This is a genomic window from Nocardia sp. IFM 10818 (assembly GCF_054655275.1).
Map to the genome: position 1 here is coordinate 6653007 of NZ_BAAHJH010000001.1, position 19943 is coordinate 6672949.

Annotated in this window: 16 protein-coding genes and 1 tRNA gene; 6 read left to right on the forward strand and 11 right to left on the reverse strand. The window is 65.9% G+C overall.

The window, feature by feature from the left end; all coding sequences use genetic code 11:
- Positions 1-53 precede the first annotated feature (53 nt).
- The 3 genes from ACYQ5L_RS30885 to ACYQ5L_RS30895 all read right to left on the reverse strand — a co-directional run bounded on the left by ACYQ5L_RS30885 (position 54) and on the right by ACYQ5L_RS30895 (position 3118).
- The gene (locus tag ACYQ5L_RS30885; protein WP_459961743.1) at positions 54-1715 is read right to left on the reverse strand and encodes a (2,3-dihydroxybenzoyl)adenylate synthase; all 1662 of its coding nucleotides are present in this window, start codon (positions 1713-1715) and stop codon (positions 54-56) included.
- The gene (locus tag ACYQ5L_RS30890) at positions 1655-2281 is read right to left on the reverse strand and encodes an isochorismatase family protein (protein ID WP_459961744.1); all 627 of its coding nucleotides are present in this window, start codon (positions 2279-2281) and stop codon (positions 1655-1657) included. Before ACYQ5L_RS30890 ends, ACYQ5L_RS30885 begins: the two co-directional genes overlap by 61 nt.
- Positions 2282-2416: 135 nt before the next feature.
- Positions 2417-3118 carry a TetR/AcrR family transcriptional regulator gene (locus ACYQ5L_RS30895; protein WP_459961745.1) on the reverse strand — a complete coding sequence of 234 codons (702 nt, stop codon included), beginning with the start codon at positions 3116-3118 and terminating at the stop codon, positions 2417-2419.
- A gap of 287 nt (positions 3119-3405) precedes the next feature.
- On the opposite strand from ACYQ5L_RS30895, the gene ACYQ5L_RS30900 reads away from it, so the two are divergent.
- Positions 3406-4596 (forward strand): nucleotide disphospho-sugar-binding domain-containing protein, encoded by a 1191-nt coding sequence (locus ACYQ5L_RS30900; protein WP_459961746.1) that lies wholly within the window; start codon positions 3406-3408, stop codon positions 4594-4596.
- 59 nt (positions 4597-4655) lie between these two features.
- Here the strand turns inward: ACYQ5L_RS30900 and ACYQ5L_RS30905 are convergent, their stop codons facing one another.
- The 5 genes from ACYQ5L_RS30905 to ACYQ5L_RS30925 form a co-directional block, all read right to left on the reverse strand.
- Positions 4656-6446, reverse strand: a complete 1791-nt coding sequence (locus ACYQ5L_RS30905; RefSeq protein WP_459961747.1) for a carbamoyltransferase family protein — start codon at positions 6444-6446, stop codon at positions 4656-4658.
- Positions 6447-6470: 24 nt separating this feature from the next.
- Positions 6471-6989 (reverse strand): flavin reductase family protein, encoded by a 519-nt coding sequence (locus ACYQ5L_RS30910; RefSeq protein ID WP_459961748.1) that lies wholly within the window; start codon positions 6987-6989, stop codon positions 6471-6473.
- A gap of 117 nt (positions 6990-7106) precedes the next feature.
- On the reverse strand, positions 7107-7769 hold the full coding sequence (locus ACYQ5L_RS30915) for a response regulator (RefSeq protein WP_459961749.1): 663 nt from the start codon (positions 7767-7769) through the stop codon (positions 7107-7109).
- Positions 7770-7772: 3 nt separating this feature from the next.
- Positions 7773-8819: a sensor histidine kinase gene (locus ACYQ5L_RS30920; protein ID WP_459961750.1), complete on the reverse strand. Its 1047-nt coding sequence runs from the start codon at positions 8817-8819 to the stop codon at positions 7773-7775.
- A 35-nt stretch (positions 8820-8854) separates the two neighbouring features.
- Positions 8855-9838, reverse strand: coding sequence for a UbiA family prenyltransferase (locus ACYQ5L_RS30925; RefSeq protein ID WP_459961751.1), 984 nt, complete (start codon positions 9836-9838; stop codon positions 8855-8857).
- Between the two features lie 200 nt (positions 9839-10038).
- Here ACYQ5L_RS30925 and ACYQ5L_RS30930 point away from each other — a divergent pair, with 200 nt between their 5' ends.
- The gene (locus ACYQ5L_RS30930; RefSeq protein ID WP_459961752.1) at positions 10039-11418 is read left to right on the forward strand and encodes a salicylate synthase; all 1380 of its coding nucleotides are present in this window, start codon (positions 10039-10041) and stop codon (positions 11416-11418) included.
- A 90-nt stretch (positions 11419-11508) separates the two neighbouring features.
- Here the strand turns inward: ACYQ5L_RS30930 and ACYQ5L_RS30935 are convergent.
- Positions 11509-11582, reverse strand: a tRNA-Met gene (locus ACYQ5L_RS30935).
- A 510-nt stretch (positions 11583-12092) separates the two neighbouring features.
- On the opposite strand from ACYQ5L_RS30935, the gene ACYQ5L_RS30940 reads away from it, so the two are divergent.
- The gene (locus ACYQ5L_RS30940; protein ID WP_459961753.1) at positions 12093-12626 is read left to right on the forward strand and encodes a transglycosylase family protein; all 534 of its coding nucleotides are present in this window, start codon (positions 12093-12095) and stop codon (positions 12624-12626) included.
- 89 nt (positions 12627-12715) lie between these two features.
- Here ACYQ5L_RS30940 and ACYQ5L_RS30945 read toward each other — a convergent pair whose 3' ends face one another.
- Positions 12716-15709, reverse strand: a complete 2994-nt coding sequence (locus ACYQ5L_RS30945) for a UPF0182 family protein (protein WP_459961754.1) — start codon at positions 15707-15709, stop codon at positions 12716-12718.
- Between the two features lie 169 nt (positions 15710-15878).
- On the opposite strand from ACYQ5L_RS30945, the gene ACYQ5L_RS30950 reads away from it, so the two are divergent.
- Positions 15879-16487: a PPA1309 family protein gene (locus ACYQ5L_RS30950; RefSeq protein ID WP_459961755.1), complete on the forward strand. Its 609-nt coding sequence runs from the start codon at positions 15879-15881 to the stop codon at positions 16485-16487.
- On the opposite strand, the gene ACYQ5L_RS30955 is transcribed toward ACYQ5L_RS30950, so the two are convergent.
- The gene (locus ACYQ5L_RS30955) at positions 16484-17509 is read right to left on the reverse strand and encodes a YlbL family protein (protein WP_459961756.1); all 1026 of its coding nucleotides are present in this window, start codon (positions 17507-17509) and stop codon (positions 16484-16486) included. The two genes, ACYQ5L_RS30950 and ACYQ5L_RS30955, sit on opposite strands and share 4 nt — an antisense overlap.
- An 85-nt stretch (positions 17510-17594) precedes the next feature.
- Here ACYQ5L_RS30955 and ACYQ5L_RS30960 point away from each other — a divergent pair, with 85 nt between their 5' ends.
- Together ACYQ5L_RS30960 and ACYQ5L_RS30965 are read left to right on the forward strand one after the other, a co-directional pair.
- Positions 17595-18989 carry a zinc-dependent metalloprotease gene (locus ACYQ5L_RS30960; protein WP_459961757.1) on the forward strand — a complete coding sequence of 465 codons (1395 nt, stop codon included), beginning with the start codon at positions 17595-17597 and terminating at the stop codon, positions 18987-18989.
- Positions 18990-19120: 131 nt separating this feature from the next.
- Positions 19121-19918, forward strand: a complete 798-nt coding sequence (locus tag ACYQ5L_RS30965) for a TOMM precursor leader peptide-binding protein (RefSeq protein ID WP_459961758.1) — start codon at positions 19121-19123, stop codon at positions 19916-19918.
- The last annotated feature ends 25 nt before the right edge of the window (positions 19919-19943 follow it).

The following is a 19943-nucleotide window of genomic DNA, read 5'->3' on the forward strand; positions in this document are numbered from 1 at the left end:
AATTTGGATCTTACCCAAACCGCCCGCGACCGCAACGGAAGTGCCCGACCTCGTCAGTCAGCGGAAAAACGCTGCCGCAGAGCCTTCTTGCTCACTTTCCCGACCGCGGTGAGTGGCAGGGCGTCGATGAATTCGTATCGTTCGGGGATCTTGTAGGCGGCCAGGCCGCGATCGCGCAGGAACGCCTTCAGCTCCCCGGCCTTCGGTGGCGCGGCGTTCGGCACGATGAACGCGAACACGCGCTCGCCGAGCACGTCATCAGGTTCCCCGACGATCGCCACATCGCGGATATCAGGGTGTGCGGCCAGCTGCTCCTCGACCTCTTCGCTCGAGACCTTCTCGCCACCGCGGTTCACCACATCCTTGGCACGGTCGACCACGATCAGATTTCCCGAGGGGAGTCGCCGGACGATATCGCCTGTGCGATACAGCCCTTCGGCCGTAAACGCACGGGCATTGTGCTCCGGCGCCCGGTAGTAGCCACGAATTGTGTACGGCCCCTGGGTCAGCAGATGTCCCGGCTCACCCTCGGGCACGTCCACGTCGTCGTCGTCGACGATGCGTATCTCGTCCATCGGGGACATGGGCCTGCCCTGAGATTCGATGACGATGTCGGCCGGATCGTCGAGACGGGTGTAGTTCACCAACCCCTCCGCCATCCCGAACACCTGCTGCAAGGCGCAGCCCAATACGGTCGGCACCTGTGCGGCGACCGCCGGTTTGAGGCGCGCTCCGCCGACCTGGAGAACCCGCAGGCTCGACAGGTCGTACCCGGTCGCGGGCGCGGCGCCCAGCCACAGCATCGCGATCGGCGGCACGACCGCGGTGACGGTCACCCGATGCCTTTCGATCAGGGCGAATGCATCATCCACACTGGCAGTCGGTGAAAGGACCACCGTCGCACCGGAGTACAGCGCACCGAGCACGCCCGGCGAGCTCAGCGGGAAGTTGTGCGCCACCGGCAGCACCGAGAGGTACACGTCCTCCGCACCGAGCGGGCACACCTCGAGGCTCGCGCGCACGCTGTAGGCGTAGTCGTCGTGCGTGCGCGGAATCAGCTTCGGCGCCGAAGTGGTTCCACCGGACAGCTGCAGCAGTGCGATGTCGCCCGGGTCGGGGTCCGGCAGCGGGATCGGGTCGCGGTACAGGTCCGCCAATGCCAGGTGGTCGCCGGCGTCACCGTGCACGATGGTGTGCCGCACACTCGGGCATCGGGCGCGGACACGTGTACTCAGCTGCCGAAAATCGAACCCGAGGTGCCGGTCGGCGATGATATGCGCGACCGCTTCGCTGTGCGTGCACAGATGCCGGATCTCGTGGTCGCGATGCATCGGTTGTGCCATCACCGGAACAGCGCCGATTCGGAACAATGCGAAGCAGACGATCACGAACTCGGCGATGTTCGGCAGTTGCACCACGACCCGATCGCCGGATCCGATGCCGAGCCCGGACAGGCCCGCGGCGAGCCGATGGGCCGCGGTATCGAGGCGACCGTAGGTCCACTGTCCCGCGGAGTCGATCACGGCTGTGCGCTCACCGTGCCGTTGCGCCGACTCGGAGAGCACGCGGCCGAAGGTCGTCCCGGCCCACAGTCCCGCCTCCCGGTATCGACGAACCGATTCGGCCGGCCATGGCGTGAAGGGGGTACCCGCCCTCACGACCGCGCACCGGCCAGCGCTTGCCGCACCGCGGCCGAGCTCACCACCGCGCCGCATCGGGTGGCTATGTGCTCGAGCGCGCCCATATGGTGCCGCAAGGAGAAGTCACCCATGGCGTCGGCAACCGCGAACGGCTGAATATCGTTCATGAAGGCATCGAGAATTGTTGCCAGACAACCGATGTGGGCGTAGACGCCACATACGAGCAGCTGGTCTCGCCCATGTTCGGCGAGCAGCTCGAGCAGGGCCGTCCCATGAAAGGCGCTGTATCGGCGTTTGGTCAGGATGATCGCGTCGCCGGGCGTCAACTCGGCGGGGATGTCGACGCGCGTGTCGGGACCCGAGCCCCAGAAGTCGAGCAACAAGCCGCGCTCCGACCGATCTTGACGACCCGGCTGCACGGTGAAGATGACGGGAATTCCAGCGTCGGCGCAATACTTGCGGAGCAGTGTTATTCGCTCGATGAGTTCCCATTTGGAATCCGCGAAGGGGTCCAGGAAATATTGCTGCATATCGTGTATGAGCAATGCACACCGACCGGGATCGAGTTGCCACGATACGGTATTCACTGGCAGTCGCTGCTCCTCGGGAAACGGATAGGGAGCAATTGCGCGAATCACCATTGTTCGACTGTTCCTTTTCCGGGCGGATGACTTTGTTTCGGATCGTACGGCGCGCACATGGTCAGCCCAAGGGGTCGACGATCGACGAGCCGCCGCCGTCCGCGGAAAATCCGCAAGCGCCCGGCCGGGCGGACCCTACCCGGGTGCGACCCGCCCGCTCGCGATCTGATCGAGCCGCGCTTCCAGACCGTCGAGTACCCGGTCGAGCGCGTACAGGCAGTAGTCGCGCCGGGCATTGTCACGCTCGGGCGGCTCGGCGGTGAACCGCTCGACCATCTGCTGCATCCGCTTGGCTCCGGGGCCGGTCGTCGGGTCCGAAGCGATCAGGGCGGCCAGGCCTTGGAGTCCGGGATCGGCAGCCCCGACCTGCTGGTCGCCGAGCGCGATGAGGCCCAGGCAGGTGTTGAACGCGACCGAATAGGCGATCGCGGACTCCTCACCCCAGCCGGCGTCGAGCATCAGGGTCATCCCCGCGTCGAGCACCGGGATCAGCGCCTCGGTCTGGGGGCCGTTGTGCAGCAGCCAGGTTGCCACACCCGGATAGCGGGCGAAACCGTCGATCATCAACGACAGCACTCTGTGCAGTGACAGTCGCCAATTCGGGGAAACCATCGTCAGATCCATATCGGCGCAGACTCGATCGACAACGGCGGCACACACACTCCCCCGGTCACCGACGTGGTGATAGATCACCGACAGTGACGTGTCGAGGCGAGCCGCGACATCACGCATGCCCCATCCGCCGAGGCCGCGCTCGACCGTCAGCGCCACCGCGGCATCGACGATCGGCTCTCTCGACAGCCCGGTGCGATAGGCGCGCCGTGAACCAGTTGACATCAACTAACCTCACTCCCCAGAAGGATTAGAACACCGATCCAATGATAGGCCCGCCACGGCGGACGGATCATCACGGGTACGGTCGGCGCCCATCCTCGCGCCCCGCCGTGGAGGCCGGAAAGAGGGTCGCGTCCATCGGATTTGTCCGGTGCCGTCGTGCAGCCCTCCTCCGTACCCTTCCGGGAATGGGACATTTCATTCTCGCCAGTTCTCCGATTATCGGGCATTTGGCTCCGTTACTGCCCGCCGGAACCGAACTCGCGCGCCGGGGCCATCGAGTACAAGTCTTGACCGGTCACGCATTCGCCGAACAAGTCGTCAATGCGGGGCTGGAGCACGTGGCGATGCCGAAAGAATGCGACTTCGACGCGAGTGATCTCGACCGCGCATTTCCGGAGCGGACGAGGAAGAAGGGCCTGGCGCAGCTACGGTTCGATATCAACTCGCTGTTCGCGGATCCGATGCCACATCAATATCGTGCGCTGCAAGCAATGCTGGCGCCGGGCACGGTCGACGCGGTGCTCGTCGATTCGGCGTTCTGCGGCGCCCTCCCGCTCGCGCTGCAACCGACATCGCAGCGCCCGTCGGTGTTCACCCTGGGCGTGGTGCCGATCTATGTGTCGAGCAAGGACACACCGCCGATCGGACTGGGCTTGCAGCCGATGCGGGGCATGGCCGGCCGAGTCCGTGACCGCCTGCTCGATGCGCTCGTCCGCAAGGTGATCTTCGCTCCGTGCCAACGGGTTTTCGCGGAGCGGCTGCGCGAGGCATGCGGCGCGGAACTACCCGGGTACTTCATGGACGGCTCCACCAATACCGACGGTATCTTCCAATTGACCTGCGAGTCCTTCGAGTTCCCGCGCACCGACCTGCGGCCCGGCCTCATCAGCTTCGTAGGTCCGGTATTGCCGCCCGCCCCAGCGGCTTTCGAGCCACCGCACTGGTGGGCAGAGCTGGATTCCGGAAAGCCGGTGGTACTGGTGACACAGGGCACGATCGACAACAACGATGCCGGTCGCCTGCTGCTACCGACGCTGCGAGCGCTGTCCGACCTGGATGTCATCACCGTCGCGACCACCGGCGGGAAGCCGTTGACCGCCGAGATTCCGGCGAATGCCCGTGTCGCGGAGTTCATTCCGTACGCGCACCTGATGCCGAAGGTCGACGTCATGGTCTCCAACGGCGGATACGGCGGCATCCATTTCGCGCTGACGAACGGTGTGCCGTTGGTCGTCGGCGGCGACAGCGAGGGGAAGCAGGATGCCGCCGCGCTGGTGGCCTGGTCGGGCACCGGTATCGATCTGCGTACCGGATCCCCCAAGCCGAAGGCCGTTCGCAAGGCCGTCGAGAAGGTGCTCGGCACACCGTCCTACCGGACCAGGGCCCGGGAGCTGCAGCGCGAGCTCGCCGCGCTGTCGGCGGTCGGCACCATCGCCGATCGAATGGAAGCCGCCATGCGAGTGCCGATGTCGTCCTGAACACCGGGCCGGCCGGTACCTCCGTGGCTACGGGGGTACCGGCCGGCCCCAGCGGGAAGCTAACTCGCGCGCTTCCGAAGGAGCAATCGGCCGAGCACCAGATAGTCGATCTCGGTACCGAGGAAGCACTCGATGGCGTCGGTGGGTGAGCAGACGATCGGCTCGCCGGCAACATTGAACGACGTGTTGATCAAACAGGCCACGCCCGTGTTCTTTTCGACCTCACGCAGCAGTTCCGCGACCAACGGGTTCTGCTCATCGGAGACCGTCTGCACCCGCGCGGTGCCGTCGACATGGCACGCTCCGGGAATCTTGTCGACGAACTCCGTCCGGACCGGAACGACGAAGGTCATGTACGGCGAGCTCGGCAGCTTGCCCATCTCGAACAGCTTGTCGGCCGAGGACTCCAGCACCATCGGCGCGAACGGCCGGAACGGCTCGCGGTGCTTGACGCGCAGATTGATGATGTCCTTGATGTCGTCGAACATCGGGTTGGCCAGAATGCTCCGTGCACCGAGTGCTCGGGGACCGTACTCGGCCGCACCCTGGAACCAGCCGATGACCACCTTGTCGGCGAGTAGCTCCGCCACCCTGGTCGCCACGTCAGCGGCGGCGAGTTCGGTGACGCTGATGCGGTCACCGTAAGCCTTTGTCGCGGTGACCATTTCGTCATGGGTGTAGGCCGGACCGAGGTAGGTTCCGGCGGCCTTGGGCGTGACCTTGCCGCGCTGCCGGCCGACGTGTGCCGCCGCGCCGATCGCCAACCCGGTATCGCTGGCGCCGTAGCTCACATTCACCGAGTCGAAACCGCTGTTCTCGAGGAGCTTGGTGTTGTTCACACAGTTCAGCGCGACACCGCCCTCGACGATCAGGTTGGGGAGCGAGGTCAGCTTCGCCAGGGCCGAGACCTGGTGCGCGGTGGCGATCTCCGTGAGATCCTGGGCGGCACGTGCGACCCGAGCCCGGTATTCGAACGATTCACGGATGGCGTCGTTACCGCCGAAGATGGCATCGAAGTAGGCCCGGTAGGGGTGCTCCCCGCGCGCGTTGTCCGTGGTGACGGCGAACTCGATGCGACCATCGTCCTGTAGTGAGATCAACTGGTCGATGATGGCGCGGTCGGTGGGGGTCTGACAGTACGCCGACAGCCCCATCACCTTGTACTCGTCGTTGTTCGGCAGGAAGCCCAGGTAGCGAGTGATGTTGTTGTAGAACAAACCGACCGAGTTCGAGCTGGTCATCGTCATTTGATCGAAGCGGGTGATCTCACCGTCCACGATCTGCCCCGCGATGGCGGATTCGCGTTCGCCGCGGCCGTCACTGATGAAGAAGGCCGAGTCCCCGCCGCCGCGAATCTGGTAGCCGCACATCAGATGTGCCACGTGGTGCGGCACGAGGATCAGCTTCTCCGGCGGCACGTCGAAGCCGGTCCGCTCCCGGAAATCCTGCGCAATCGATTCCGGCGCGAGCAGTTTCGAGTACAGCTCGCCGATCTCGGCGGTCAGCGCGAAAGCGATGGTCGGATGCGGTGACAGATTGAAGATATCGAGCACGATGGACGTGATCACCTCATCGGTCACCGCCCACGGGAAAGCGAAGTAATCCACATCCTTCAACTCGATACCGCTCTTGGCGAGGCACCAGTCGATGGCATTGGTCGGGAATTGAGAGGTCTTCTTCTCTCTGTTGAGCCGCTCCTCCTCGACCGCCGCGACCACCGTACCGTCGATAATGACCGCCGCCGCGGCATCGTGGCCGAGGACGTTGTACCTGTCGATATCGCCGGTGCCGTGGTCAGAGATCCTGATCTCACGACTGTGCGTAAATCCGTTGTAACCCAGGACGATCATACGAAAACTCTCCTCCACGCTGATCTATTTGCGCACCGGTAACAGGTGCGGACGATGATAATTTCCGTTGTGGTATGTCAATGGATCGAAATCCTCAGCCGCGTCGGCAACCACTCGGCGTACCAACCCCACCGCGATGAAATGGTCGCCAACGGGGATCAGCCGTGCCACATCGGCATGGAGCACGATCGGCGAATCCTCGAGTACCGGCTCCCCGGTCTCGGCGATCCGCCAGCTCGAGCGGTCGGCGAAGCGGTCGGCGGCGGCGCCGGAGAATCGGCGCGCCAGCGTCTCCTGATGGGCTCCGAGCACATGCACCGCAACCCTTCCGGCCTTACGAATCGCCGCGATACTCGAGGAATTATTGGCAATATTGAACGAGATGAGCGGCGGCCGGAGCGATACCGCGGTGAACGAACTCGCGGTGAATCCGACCGGCCCCTCGGCAGACATTGTCGTAATGATGGTGACGCCTGCGGAATGTCGGCGCATCACGTTCCGGAAATTCTCTGCGAACGAATCGATTCGATTCCCGTCGATCAATGTTTCGCCTCCTCATCACGCGCAGCTCACCGCAGCCATGAGCCAGCATGCACAAGGAGAAACTCGCATTCAAGTGAATGACCGACCGCACGCGACCGGGAGGTCCGCCCAGCCCGGTCAGAGGCCGGACGGCAGTGAAATCAGCCCCAGCGCGGCGGCTCGGTGCACGGCATCCAGGCGCGAGCGGGCATTCATCTTCCGATAGGTCCGGGTCAGGTGCCGCTTCACGGTGGATTCACTGATGTACAACTGCTCGGCGATCTGCGAATTCGGGAGAGCGCGGGCCACCAGTTTGAGAATCTCGAGCTCCCGCGGCGACAACGTCGGCCCTTCCACCTCGTGGGGTGAGGGCATCGCCGACCTCGGTACGTACCACATGACCAGGTGGTCGTCCGCCACGACCGACCGAATGCTGGCGCACAATTCCTCTCGCCCAGAGGTTTTCGCGATGTACGCCGACGCGCCCGCGGAGGTCAGCTCGCTGACCAGATCCTTGCTCGCATGCATCGACAGCACGACGATACGGGTCTGCGGGGAAACGCCGTGCACACGCCGAATGGTCGGCACCGCACCGTCGCCGGGCATCTCCACGTCGAGGAGCAGCACCTCCGGCTGATGCTCGGCGGTGAGCTCCACAGCCTCCGTACCCGTCGAGCCTTCGCCGACCATCTCGAAATCCGGCTCCGCCGAGAGGATCTGGCACACGCCTTGCCGAAACAAGGTGTGATCATCGGCGATAACGATCCGATGCCGCTCGTGGCACACTGTTCCTCCCACCATGGATCACAAACGCACATGAGCGGTCACCCGTGCTCCGGAGCCGGGCGAACTCACGATCATCAAAGTACCTCCGAGAATTTCCATCCGTTCCCGCATCGACGTCAAGCCACCCCCCGATCCGCGCTCGCCGTTGGTCCGATTCTCGAGATCGAAACCCTCACCGAAATCCTCTACCACCGCCTCGAAGACATCGTCCGATACGGAGATGCGGGCCAGAATCCGGGCCGACCGAGAATGCACCGCCGCATTGCGAATCGCCTCGCGTACAACGAAATACAATTCGTCGCGGATCTCGAGCGAGATGGACTCCAGGTCACCCTCGATGTCGAGATGGATGTCGACGCCCTTGACGGCAACCATCTCTGCGTAGCGGTGCAAAGCGATCTCGAGTCCGCCGCGGGTCGGCGATCGGCGCAGATCTCCCGCGAGTTCACGAACGATGTTCAAGGCTTCGACCATTGATTCCCGCAGTGCTGTCAATCGTTGCTCAGCACTGACATCATCACGCCGGCGCTGATCGATCGATCTCAGATCGAACTGCTGGAGTCCCACCGCCATTGTGTGCGCGACCTGGTCGTGGAGCTCACGTGCTATCCGGCGCCGCTCGAGCTGGTGCGACTCGTGCACCTGGTCGAGCAGCATATCCATATAGGCCACCGCCGCGACCACGACCCGTTCATAGATGGCATCGTGCAGTTCGGTGACGACATCCACGAACTCATCGAGGGCGCCGGCCGCCGTCACGACCCGGTAGGCGACGGGGAGTGCAGCCTCGAACAACAATGCCGCCGCCCGCATCGAATCCGCCGGGCGCACACCGTCGGCCGCTCTCCTCTTGCCGATCGCCCGACTCAGTTCAGCCGCCTCCGACGACCTGTCCTCCGCGAGACTCCACAGAATCGAGTGCGCCTGGGCCACCACTGCATCGATCACCTCGGGACGGACGAGCGGACTGTCGATCTCTTCGAGCCGTCGCACATAGTCTGCAACAATTGGTCCCGCGTGTGCGCTGATCGCGGCGCGCAGACGTGAATGTTCTTCTGGCTCCATCCATCCTTCTCCCCCGGCTATCTTACCCGGGACATTCAGTTACCAAGGGAGACTATGGAATTGGGGTCTTTCCAAGCTGCGACGAGTTCAGCCGCACAGCCCAGATACGCCACGTACTGCGTATGCATGAACATTCGGTACGGCCCCCTCCGTCCCCGCGCCGTATACAACCACGATCCTCGCCAAAGTCTATGCCACAGCCCGATCGAACCAACGATCAACGCGGCTGCCGCCGCATCGACGGGAAGATCGGTCGTGACCGAAAGGTAGGTCATGCCGCCCGTCGGTACGGCGGCTATGAATCCTACGGTGACACAGCCTTTCAGGTACCCGACACATGCGAAGAACGGGCGGCGTCCGGCGGCGAGGTCGCCTGGTAGCTCATCGAGGTCCTTGACCAGGCCACCGACGACCATCCAGAGCGTCAGGCCGCCGGCGAAAGCCACGAATTCGACCGTCAATCCGCCTTCGCACGCAATCCTGCCGGCGTCGAACGTCAGCAGACCGATCACGACGACGGTCACGGTCACGCCGAACGGTCCGCGTTTGAGCGCGTTCCGGCCGAAGGAGTACACGCAGCCCAGCACCAGCGCGCCGATCGCGTGGAGCAGCAGGTTGATCGACACCAGTGCGCTCAGCCCGACACTCATCAGCGCGAGAGCCGCCGCGATCCGCAACGCGGATGATCGCCGCAGGCGGCCCGTGGCCAGCGGACGAGTCGATCCATTGATGCGGTCCGCCACGAGATCCGAGCATCCGTTCAGGAGGTACGCGCACATGATCGCGAAGAACCACGCCAGGCATCCGATCAGGAACCGCGCATCCAGATGCGGCGCGCCGCAAAGTATGCCGCCGCCGAGGAAGCGCAGCACGAACAGCACTTGGACGCAGGGGCGAGCTTCGTGGAAGCTCAGTAGCAGATTCCGGCCCGCCGCGAACCCGGCGGCCGAGGGTGACTGCGGAAAATCCGCAGTCGTCAGGACCGCGCCGTCGCCACCGGCGTTCTCCGACGAGCGCATCGCCACCTCCAGAACGCCGCGAGACGCCCGAGCGTTCCAGCGCCATCCCCTGCAGTGAAATACGTTGCACAACAGTACCTTTTGCTTGCAGTGTCATACGAGGACCGCACCACGGTCGACACTCCCTTGGAGCAATACGTTGCCCGCCATAGGATCTCGACTTGGCGTTCTGCCGCGTCGCCGACCCGAGGGGAATCACGGTGAATCCACTATCCGCTACGTGCGTTCAGGAGCTGACGGTCCCACTGCTGGATGACCCACTGATCGCTGTCGCGCGCCTGGCCTCCGCGGCCGCCGACAACGAATTTGTCGCATACGAATCCGGGCGGGTGTGGACCTTCGCCCAGGGTTGCCTGGCCGAAGTCGTCGCCGATCGCCGGGGTATTCGACTCCTGGGACCGGTGCGCACCGAGTTGGCATGGGACGACGCGCCCCTGTTTCGCGTGCAGCAGTTGCTCGACAGCGTGGGCATTCCCGGTTGGCAGGCGTATGGCTGGGCCGCCTTCGAGCTGACCGATGCCGCCCACGGCACCATGACCGAGGACCACCCGGTCCTGCATCTGACGATCCCGCGCATCCAGGTTCGGATCTCCGATGGATATGCCTCCATCAGATCCTCCGACCGCGACGCGGCCACTGCGGCGGCGACCATCCTGCTGGACCGGCAGCCGATCACGAGTGCACCGGCCCAGCCCATCCCGGTCCGTGAGCAGAGCACGACCGCGTACCGGGGCCGGGTGGAACGGGCGATCGAATCGATCGCGGGACACGACTTGGAGAAGGTCATCCTGTCGCGGCGGATCACTGTCGGCGACGACATCGATCTGATCAGCACCTATCTCACCGGGCGGCGCGCCAATACCCCTGCCAGATCGTTTCTCTTGCGATTGGGCGGAATCGAGGCCACCGGGTTCAGCCCGGAGATCGTGCTGAATGTGGCCACGGACGGCCGCGTCGCCACCCACACGCTCGCCGGCACGCGTGCGTTCACCACCGACGACGCACACAACGAACGATTGCGCGCGAGCCTGCTTCGGGACCCCAAAGAGATCTATGAGCACGCGATTTCGGTCAGGATGACCGTCGAGGATCTCACTGCGGCGTGTGAACCCGGCTCCATTGCCGTGGAGGAGTTCATGACGGTTCGCGAACGGGGATCGGTGCAGCACTTGTGCTCACGGATTTCGGGGCGGCTCGCGGCCGGCCGGACCGCATGGGATGCGTTCGCGGTGACCTTCCCCGCCGTGACAGCTACGGGGGTACCGAAAGAAGCTGCCCGGCAATATATTCGAGACTCCGAGGACGGTCCGCGCCGATTGTACGGCGGTTCGGTTCTCACCGTCGGGCACGACGGCACGATGGACGCCGCCCTGGTGCTGCGCGGGGTCTACCGCGAGAACGGCTCGACCTGGTTGCAGGCGGGCGCCGGGATCGTCGGCCAATCGAATCCGAACCGCGAGGTCGAGGAGACGTGCGAGAAGCTCGACAGCGTCGCACGCTACCTCGTCCCCACCAACCGGTCACACCCCGGCGGTCGCGGCCGGAGTACCGGGTTCGAACCGGCGACCCCTCGCGTGTGAGGTGTGCCGCGGCGTCGCCCGGCTGCCGAATCCGTCGCTGATCCAATGAAAACGGCCCCGGAACCAGTGATTCCGGGGCCGTTCATCTAGTAGCGGGGACAGGATTTGAACCTGCGACCTCTGGGTTATGAGCCCAGCGAGCTACCGAGCTGCTCCACCCCGCGTCGGTGAATACAACATTACACACGGCTGCGTAGAAGCTCCAAATCGGCAGGTCAGGCGCATGTTCGGGGATGTTAATCCGATCTTGCCGAGCGGGGCGGGGCCGATTCGGGAGGCATGCGCTGCGCAAGGCCCGGATCGAGGCCCTCGTGCGCGCGTTGACCGTCCATAGGGCTTGAAAACGTGACTCACCTCACAAAATCATAGTGAGTTGAGTCACATCACGAGCGTATAACAGACCATTCGGAATTTCGAAATGCAGCATAGCCAACCTGCATCGACGGTGTTTTTTCGGTTATTCGCTTCATGCAATTCCGAAGTTATCAAGACGTGATCTGCCGAGATTTGCTCGTTATCGTCAGGAGCGGCCCGGATCAAACCTGTGATGGGCTCCGACCCGAACCGCCGCACACCGGAAACCCTGTCCCGCGGTCGGGTACCCCGAGTCCTGGGGACAGGGACACGGCGCGGCACACAGCGCCGGGGCCGGTGGGCGCAGGGAGGGACACCATATGAAACAGAACCGGAAGATCAACACCCGCGTCCTCGGTCTCGCGGCCGTCACCGGCGCCCTTGTTGCCGTCCCGTTCGGCTTCACAGCGACCGCTTCCGCCGCCACGCACGACTGGGACGGCGTCGCCCAGTGCGAGAGCGGCGGCAACTGGGGCATCAATACCGGCAATGGCTACTACGGTGGCCTGCAGTTCTCGCACAGCACCTGGGTGGCCAACGGCGGCACCGGGTACGCGCACAATGCGAGCAAGGACGAGCAGATCCGCGTGGCCGAGAATGTGCTCGCCACGCAGGGTGTCGGCGCCTGGCCGGTCTGCGGCCAGTATCTGCGCGCGGGCGTTTCCGAGCCCGCCCCGGCGCCCGAGCCGGAAGTCGTTCCGGTCGCTCCCGCCCCGGTCCCCAACGATCGGCAGGCGCTCATCGAGCAGGCCAAGCAGGTGGCCGGCGATTACGCCGAGCAGTTCGGCGTGCAGGCGCAGTACCAGCAGGTGCTGGAGCAGAACGCCGCGCTCATCGAGTCCTGGGGTCGCTGACCAACCACAGACTCCTTCCTCGTACCGGGAGAAGCAAAAGGCGCTGCCGTCAATGGAGACGGCAGCGCCTTTTGGTTTGCGACGGGTGGTTAGCCGCCTGCCTTCTCGTAGGCGTCGACGGCTGTTTGGAGCTGTTCGAGCGCCTTGCCCAATGCACCCAGGTCACCGGACTTCTGGGCGTCGGTGACCGCGCGGAGGGCGTCGTCGATCTGTTTGACCGCGGCGTCCTTGCCGACCGTGGGCGGGGTGACAGTGCCGCCCTGGTCGGGTGGGGTCGTGCCCTGGTTCGGCGGGGTGGTGCCCTGTTGGTTGGGCTGGGTGGTGGCGGCGCTGCCGCTGCCGGGGAGGACCTTGTTGAGGGCTTCCTCGACGGTGGAGCCGTAGCCGACCTTGTCGCGGTAGCTGGCGAGAACCTTCACCAGCTGGGGGTAGGACGGGGCGTTGGTGCCGCCGGTATTGCGTTCCAGATACCAGGGCTCGATATAGAGGATGCCGCCGTCGCCGACCGGGAGGGTCAGCAGGTTGCCGTACCTGATCTTGTTGACATTGCCGCCGGTCAGCAGATTCCGGTCACGGGACACTTCATCGGAGGTCGTCATCGACGTCTGTGTCTGGCCGGGGCCCGGCGTCTGCGAATCCACCGGAAGCTTGTAGACCGTGATCTTGCCGTAGTTCTCCGGATCCGAGGCGGCCTGGATGTAGGCCGACAGGAAGTTCCGCTTGTAACCGACCATGACGCTGGTCAGGTTGAACGACGGCTTGCCGGTCTTGGGATCGCCCAGCAGCACGTAGTACGGCGGCTGATGCGCGCCCGCGGCCGCGCCCTCCTGGGTCGGGTCGTTGGAGACCGACCAGAAGGCGTTGTTGGTGAAGAACTCTCGCGGATCGTCCACGTGGTACTTCGCCAGCATCTCGCGCTGCACCTTGAACAGATCCTCCGGATAGCGGAAGTGCGCCCGCAGATCCGGGCTGATCTCGCTCTCCGGCGTGACCGCGCCCGGGAACACGCCCATCCAGGCCTGCAGCACCGGATCGCTCTTGTCCACCTCGTACAGCTTGACCGTGCCGTCGTAGGCGTCGACGGTGGCCTTCACCGAGTTGCGGATGTAGGAGACCTCCTTGCGCGGCAGCAGCCGGCCGGTGGTCTGGTCGATGCTGTCCTCGATGACGCCGTCCAGCGAGGTGTGCTGGGCGTACGGGAAGTTGTCGAGGGTGGTGTAGGCGTCCACGATCCATACGATGCGCCCGTCCACCACGGCCGGGTAGGTGTCGCCGTCGGCGGTCAGCCACGGCGCCACGTTCTGGACGCGGTCGCGCGGATTGCGGTTGAAGATGATCTTCGAATCCTCGCCGATGGCGCCGGAGAACAGAATGTTGCGCTCGGCGTACTTGGCCGCGAACGCGAACCGGTTGAGCCAGTTGCCGATCGGCACGCCGCCCGCGCCGGTGTAGGTGTACTGCGAGGTGTCGGTGTCGTATTCGCGCGGCGCCTGGTTGTTGCCGCCGACAATGGCGTAGTCGGCATCCGACTTGGAGATCAGCTCGCCGTAGTAGATGCGCGGCTGGGTGACCTTGATGGCCTGCTCGGCCTCCGGGGTGCCCAGATCGCTGACCGTCTTCAGCGTGGTTCCGTTCGGCCCCGGCACGTCGAAGACCGGATAACCGTAGCCGCCGCTGCCGGAATCGGTCTGCGCCGCCTTGGACGCGTCCGTCGGAGGCGCGACGTTCACCCGGTTCGCCGGGGAGGCGACGAACCCGTTGCCGTGGGTGTAGACGGTGTGCTGGTTGATCCAGTCCTTCTGGTTGTCGGCCAGGTTCTGCGGCTGCAGTTCACGCGCCGCCACGATGTAGTCGCCCGTCTCACCGTTGATGGTGTAGCGGTCGATATCGAGCGGATCGGGGAACCCGTAGATATTGCGCAGCTGCAGGTTGCGCTGAATGAAGGTCGGCTGCAGCAGGTTCGGATCCAGCAGGCGGAGGTTCTCGATGGTCGCGCGGTCCGCGGGCAGGCTGACCGGATCCTTCTGCGCCACGCCCTTGTAGTCGACGTACTCCACCTTGTCCGGGGTGATCCCGTAGGCCGCCCGGGTGGCCTCGATATTGCGCTCGATGTAGGCGCTCTCCTTGTCGGCCGCGTTGGGCCGCACCGAGAACTGCTCCACCAGCAGCGGCCACACCGCGCCCACGAGCACCGAGGACAGCACCAGCAGCGCCGCCGCCATGGCGGGAATCCGCAAGTCGCGCAGCACGACTCCGGCGAAGAACGCCAGCGCGCAGATGACCGCGATGGACAGCAGGATCAGCTTGGCCGGCAGCACCGCGTTGATATCGGTGTAGGAACCGCCGGTGAAGGTCGGCTCCTTGCGCGTGCTCGACAGCAGCGCATACCGGTCGAACCAGTACGCGATCGCCTTGAGCAGCACGAACATTCCCGCCAGCACCGCCAGCTGCACCCGCGCCGCCGTGCTCAGCGTGCCCTCGCGACCGGACAGCCGCACGCCGCCGAAGACGTAGTGCGTCACCAGATTCGCGAAGAACGCGATCACCACGGCCACGAACAGCCAGTTCAGCACCATGCGGTAGAACGGCAGATCGAAGGCGTAGAACCCGACGTCCAGATTGAACTGCGGATCCTTCATTCCGAACGAGCCGCCGTGCAGGAACAGCTGCACGGTGACCCAGCTCGACTGCGCCACCAGCCCGGACAGCACGCCGATCAGCAGCGGGATGCCGAGCCCGAACAGGCGCAGATGGCTCATGGCGGTGGTGCGGTACCGGGCGATCGGATCGCCCGGCCCGGACACCGGCACGAAGACCGGCCGGGACCGGTAGGCCAGCAGCAGGGCCAGCCAGATGATGGCCGCCACCACCAGCGTGACCACGAGGAACAATAGGATCCGCGTCAGCAGCACCGTGTGGTAGACGCCGCGGAATCCCACTTCCCCGAACCACAACCAGTTCGTATAGGCGTCGGTGAGACGCGGCCCGACGAGTAATAGAGCCGCAAGCACCAGGGCCGTCACCAACAGCACACGGCTGCGGCGGGACAGCGAAGGTAAGCCTGTCGCAGGGCGCATGCCCACGATGCCACTCTCCCAGGGTCCGGCGGCGCAGCCGGGTTCGCCGACGCGCCGCAGTCCGATGATGAGTTGGTCCCAATGGACCGTTCGCGCCCCACTCTACGTAAAACGCCCGGAGTCGGGCCCAACACCCGCGATCGGTTGCTCGCGGCGGCGGTGCGAGGATTGGGCGGTGAACCCTGAGCAGTGGGCCGCGTCCGCCCTGTATCGCTGTATTCGCGAAGTCGCGGAGTATGTCGACGGTGAGGGCTGGGATCGCCCGCCGCAGATGTTCGCGCTGGTCCCGACCGCGGATCTGGTGGCGGCGGAGCCGTCGCTGCTGGATCAGGTGGATGCGGGGGACGCGCTGACGCCCATTGCGCAGGAACCGTTCCCGGAGGACATCGCCGGCGAGGCCGATGCCAGGGCGCTCGACGAATTCCTGGCGACCACCAGCTGGCCGCCGTCGGTGGAGGGGTGCGTGCTGGTGCAGCAGATCGTGGTGCTGCCGCCGGCCGCGGAGCAGACGCTCGACGATGCCATCGCGCCCTTGCTCGCCGATCGCGATGCCGCCGACCGCGCCGCCCGCCGCGCCGCGGTCACCCACCCGGGCCGCCGCGATGCCCGGCTGTTCGTCGGCGTGCTGCGCGACGGCACGTCACTGTCGTTGCTGCAGGTGCGGCCTTCCGCGGACGAGGAAGATCCCTGGGGCGATCTGGAACTGCGCACGGCGCCGAACCTCGCGCCGAACCTGGTCGAGGCGCTGCGGCACACCCTCGAAAACGATCCCGACGACTTCTAACCGCAGCTCGGGGTGTCCCGACCGGCGTTCAGGTTGTCGAGCGCTTCGACTGCGCCGGTGAGGTTTTCGACCTTGATCAGGCGCAGGCCGTCGGGGGTGCGGGCGGTCGCTTCGTTGCAGTTGGCTGCCGGGACGAGGAAGGTTTCGGCGCCGGCCGCGCGGGCGGCGATCATCTTGTACTGGATGCCGCCGATGGGGCCGACCTTGCCGTCGGGGTCGATGGTGCCGGTGCCGGCCACGAACTTGCCGCCGCTGAGTTCGCCGGGGGTGAGTTTGTCGATGAGGGCGAGGGTGAACATGAGACCGGCGGAGGGGCCGCCGATTTCGGCGAGGTTGAAGTCGACCTGGATGGGGCCGACCGCGAATTCGCCGGGGGTGATGCCGAGGTAGCCCTTCTCGGCATCGTCGGGGCGGGCGCCGAGGGTGATCTCCGCGGTCTGTTCCGCGCCGTCGCGGCGGAAGGTCACCGGGATCGTCGCGCCGGGCTTGGCCGAGGACACCGCGGTCACCACGTCCTTGGTGGTGGTGACGGGCTTGCCGTCGACGGTGAGCAGTTCGTCGCCCTGGCGCAGGACGTCCTTGGCGGGGCCGTCCTCGGTGACCGCGCGCAGCCGCACCACCGTGGGCATCTTCAGATAATGCAGCGCCGCCAATTCCGCATTGTCCTCGGAATCCTTGAACTCCTGCTGATTGGATTTGTCGATCTCGTCACGCGATACACCGGGCGGATACACCTCGGCGCGCGGAACAAGACCGTTCTCGCCATCCAGCCACAGGCCCAATGCCTCGAAAATATTCAGCTGATCGCGAACGGAGACCGTCGTCATATTCAGATTGCCGGTGGTCGGATCGACCGGCACATCCCGCACCTCGACCACCTGTTTTCCATTGACTTCGCCCAGCGTATTGAAGGTCGGCCCAGGTCCGAGCGCCACGAACGGAACGGTGACGACACTGCCCACGAGGCCGAGCACCAGAATCGGGATCAGCGCGGCGAGCAGGGTGAATATGCGGCGAGTCACGGCAGCAAGGGTACTGGTGATGTGGGTGATTGCCGCGCTCCGCTCGCCGGTTCGACGCGTTCGCGGCTCCAGTACCGTAGATGGCATGAGTGACTTTCCGTTCGGATTCTCGAATCGCGACGACGATCCGGAGCGCAAGCCCGGCGATCAGTCGAGCGGTTCCGGTGCGAACAACCCGTTCGGACTCGGCGGTCCGGGCGGCGGCGGATTCGATCCCTCGCAGCTGGGTCAGATGCTGACCCAGCTGGGTGCCATGTTCACCAGCATGAGCCAGCCGGGCGCCACCTCCGGCCCGGTCAATTACGACATCGCCAAGCGGCTGGCCCGCCAGCAGCTGGGCGCGAGCGTCACACCGGTGAGCCAGGGCGCGCAGCGCGCCGTCACCGATGCCGCGCACCTGGCCGAACTCTGGCTGGACGCCGCCACCACCTTCCCCGCCGGAGCGACCAAGACGGTGGCCTGGACCGCCAATGACTGGATCGAGGAGACGCTGCCCACCTGGAAGCGGCTCTGCGATCCGGTGGCGCAACAGGTTTCGGGCATGTGGACCGCCACCCTGCCCGAGGAGGCCAAGGAGTTCGCGGCCCCGATGATGGGCATGCTGAGCCAGATGGGCGGGCTCGCCTTCGGTTCGCAGCTGGGCCAGGCACTGGGCCAGCTCGCCAAGGAGGTGCTGACCTCCACCGATATCGGTCTGCCGCTGGGCCCGGCCGGCACCGCCGCGCTGCTGCCCGCGGCCGTCTCCGAGTTCAGCGACGGGCTGGAGCAGCCGGAGAGCGAGATCATGGTCTTCCTGGCCGCGCGCGAGGCCGCGCATCAGCGGCTGTTCGCGCATGTGCCGTGGCTGCGGCCGCAGGTGCTGGGCGCGGTGGAGGACTACGCGCGCGGCATCAAGATGGACTTCTCCGCCATCGAACAGGCCGCCCAAGGTCTGGACCCGATGTCGCTGGCCGATCCGTCCAAGCTGGAAGAGCTGCTCTCCCAGGGCACCTTCGAACCGCAGACCACCCCGGAGCAGAAGGCGGCGCTGGAACGCCTGGAAACCCTGCTGGCCCTGATCGAGGGCTGGGTGGAGACCGTGGTGGCCGATGCGGTCGGCGACCGGCTGCCCGGTGCGGGCGCGCTGGCCGAGACGCTGCGCCGCCGCCGCGCCACCGGTGGGCCGGCCGAGCAGACCTTCGCCACCCTGGTCGGTCTGGAACTGCGCCCGCGCAAGGTGCGCGAGGCCGCGGCCCTGTGGCGGCGGCTCACCACCGACGCCGGGGCGGAGAAGCGCGACGGGGTGTGGGCGCATCCGGACCTGCTACCCGATTCCTCCGATCTGGATTCGCCCGCCGGGTTCATCGATTCGGTGATCGGCGGCGGCGCGAGCTCCTTCGACGATCCACTGGCCCAGCTCGCCGAGACCGAGGAGCGCGAGCGGCTGGAGAAGAAGCAGGCCGAGGAGCCGGGCGACGACGAGGGCAAGCCCTCCGCCTGACACCGTGGGCAAGCCCTCCGCCTGACACCGTGGGCAAGCCCTCCGGCTGACTTGTGGACAACCCGCGAAAGCGCTGATCGTCGAGTGTTTTCGCGGGTTTTCGCGTCTCCGGGATCGTGCACACTGCGAGGATGACCACCCTCGCGCCCACGCGCGGCCCGCGGCTCGATCCGCGAATCCCGGTGCTGCTGCGCCCCGATGGCACGGTCCAGCTCGGCTGGAGTTCCGGGCACGCGCTCATCGTGCACGCTCCCGGCCCCGTCCCCGCCTTCCTGCGCCTGCTCGACGGCTCCCGGACCCGGCCGCAAATCCTCTGGCACGCCCGGGAACTGGGTTTCGGCACCGAGATCGCGGCCGGACTCCTCGCCGAGCTGGCCGCCACCGGCCTGCTGGTGAGCGACGGACCGGGCGCTCGGCTGCACACCGTCCGCATCCACGGCCGCGGCCCGCTCGCGGACGCCCTCGGCGCCGGACTGCGCCGAATCGGCCTGCGCCCCACCCGTTCCCGGGCCGACCTCACGCTCCTCGCCGACACTCTGGTGCCGGATCCGGTGTTCGTGGCCGAGCTGGTGCGCGGCCGGGTCCCGCACCTGCCCGTGCGCCTGCGCGACGGCCGCGGCCTCATCGGCCCGCTCGTGCTGCCCGGCGCGACCAGCTGCCTGCGCTGCGCCGATCTGCACCGCTGCGACCGCGATCCGGCCTGGCCGCGTGTGAGCGCGCAACTGCTGGACCGCGTCGGCCACTGCTCCCCCGCCGGCGTCGCGGCCGTTGCGGCCTTGGCGCTCACCGAGATCGAGCGGATCGCCCAGGGCAACCCCGCCCGCCCGCCGGCGACCCTGAACGCGACCCTGGAGCTGAATTTGGATTCACACCATCTCGACCACCGTCCCTGGTTTCCGCACCCACGCTGCGATTGCGCCGGAAGATAGCCGGAAAGCGGCCATTGTGACCGAT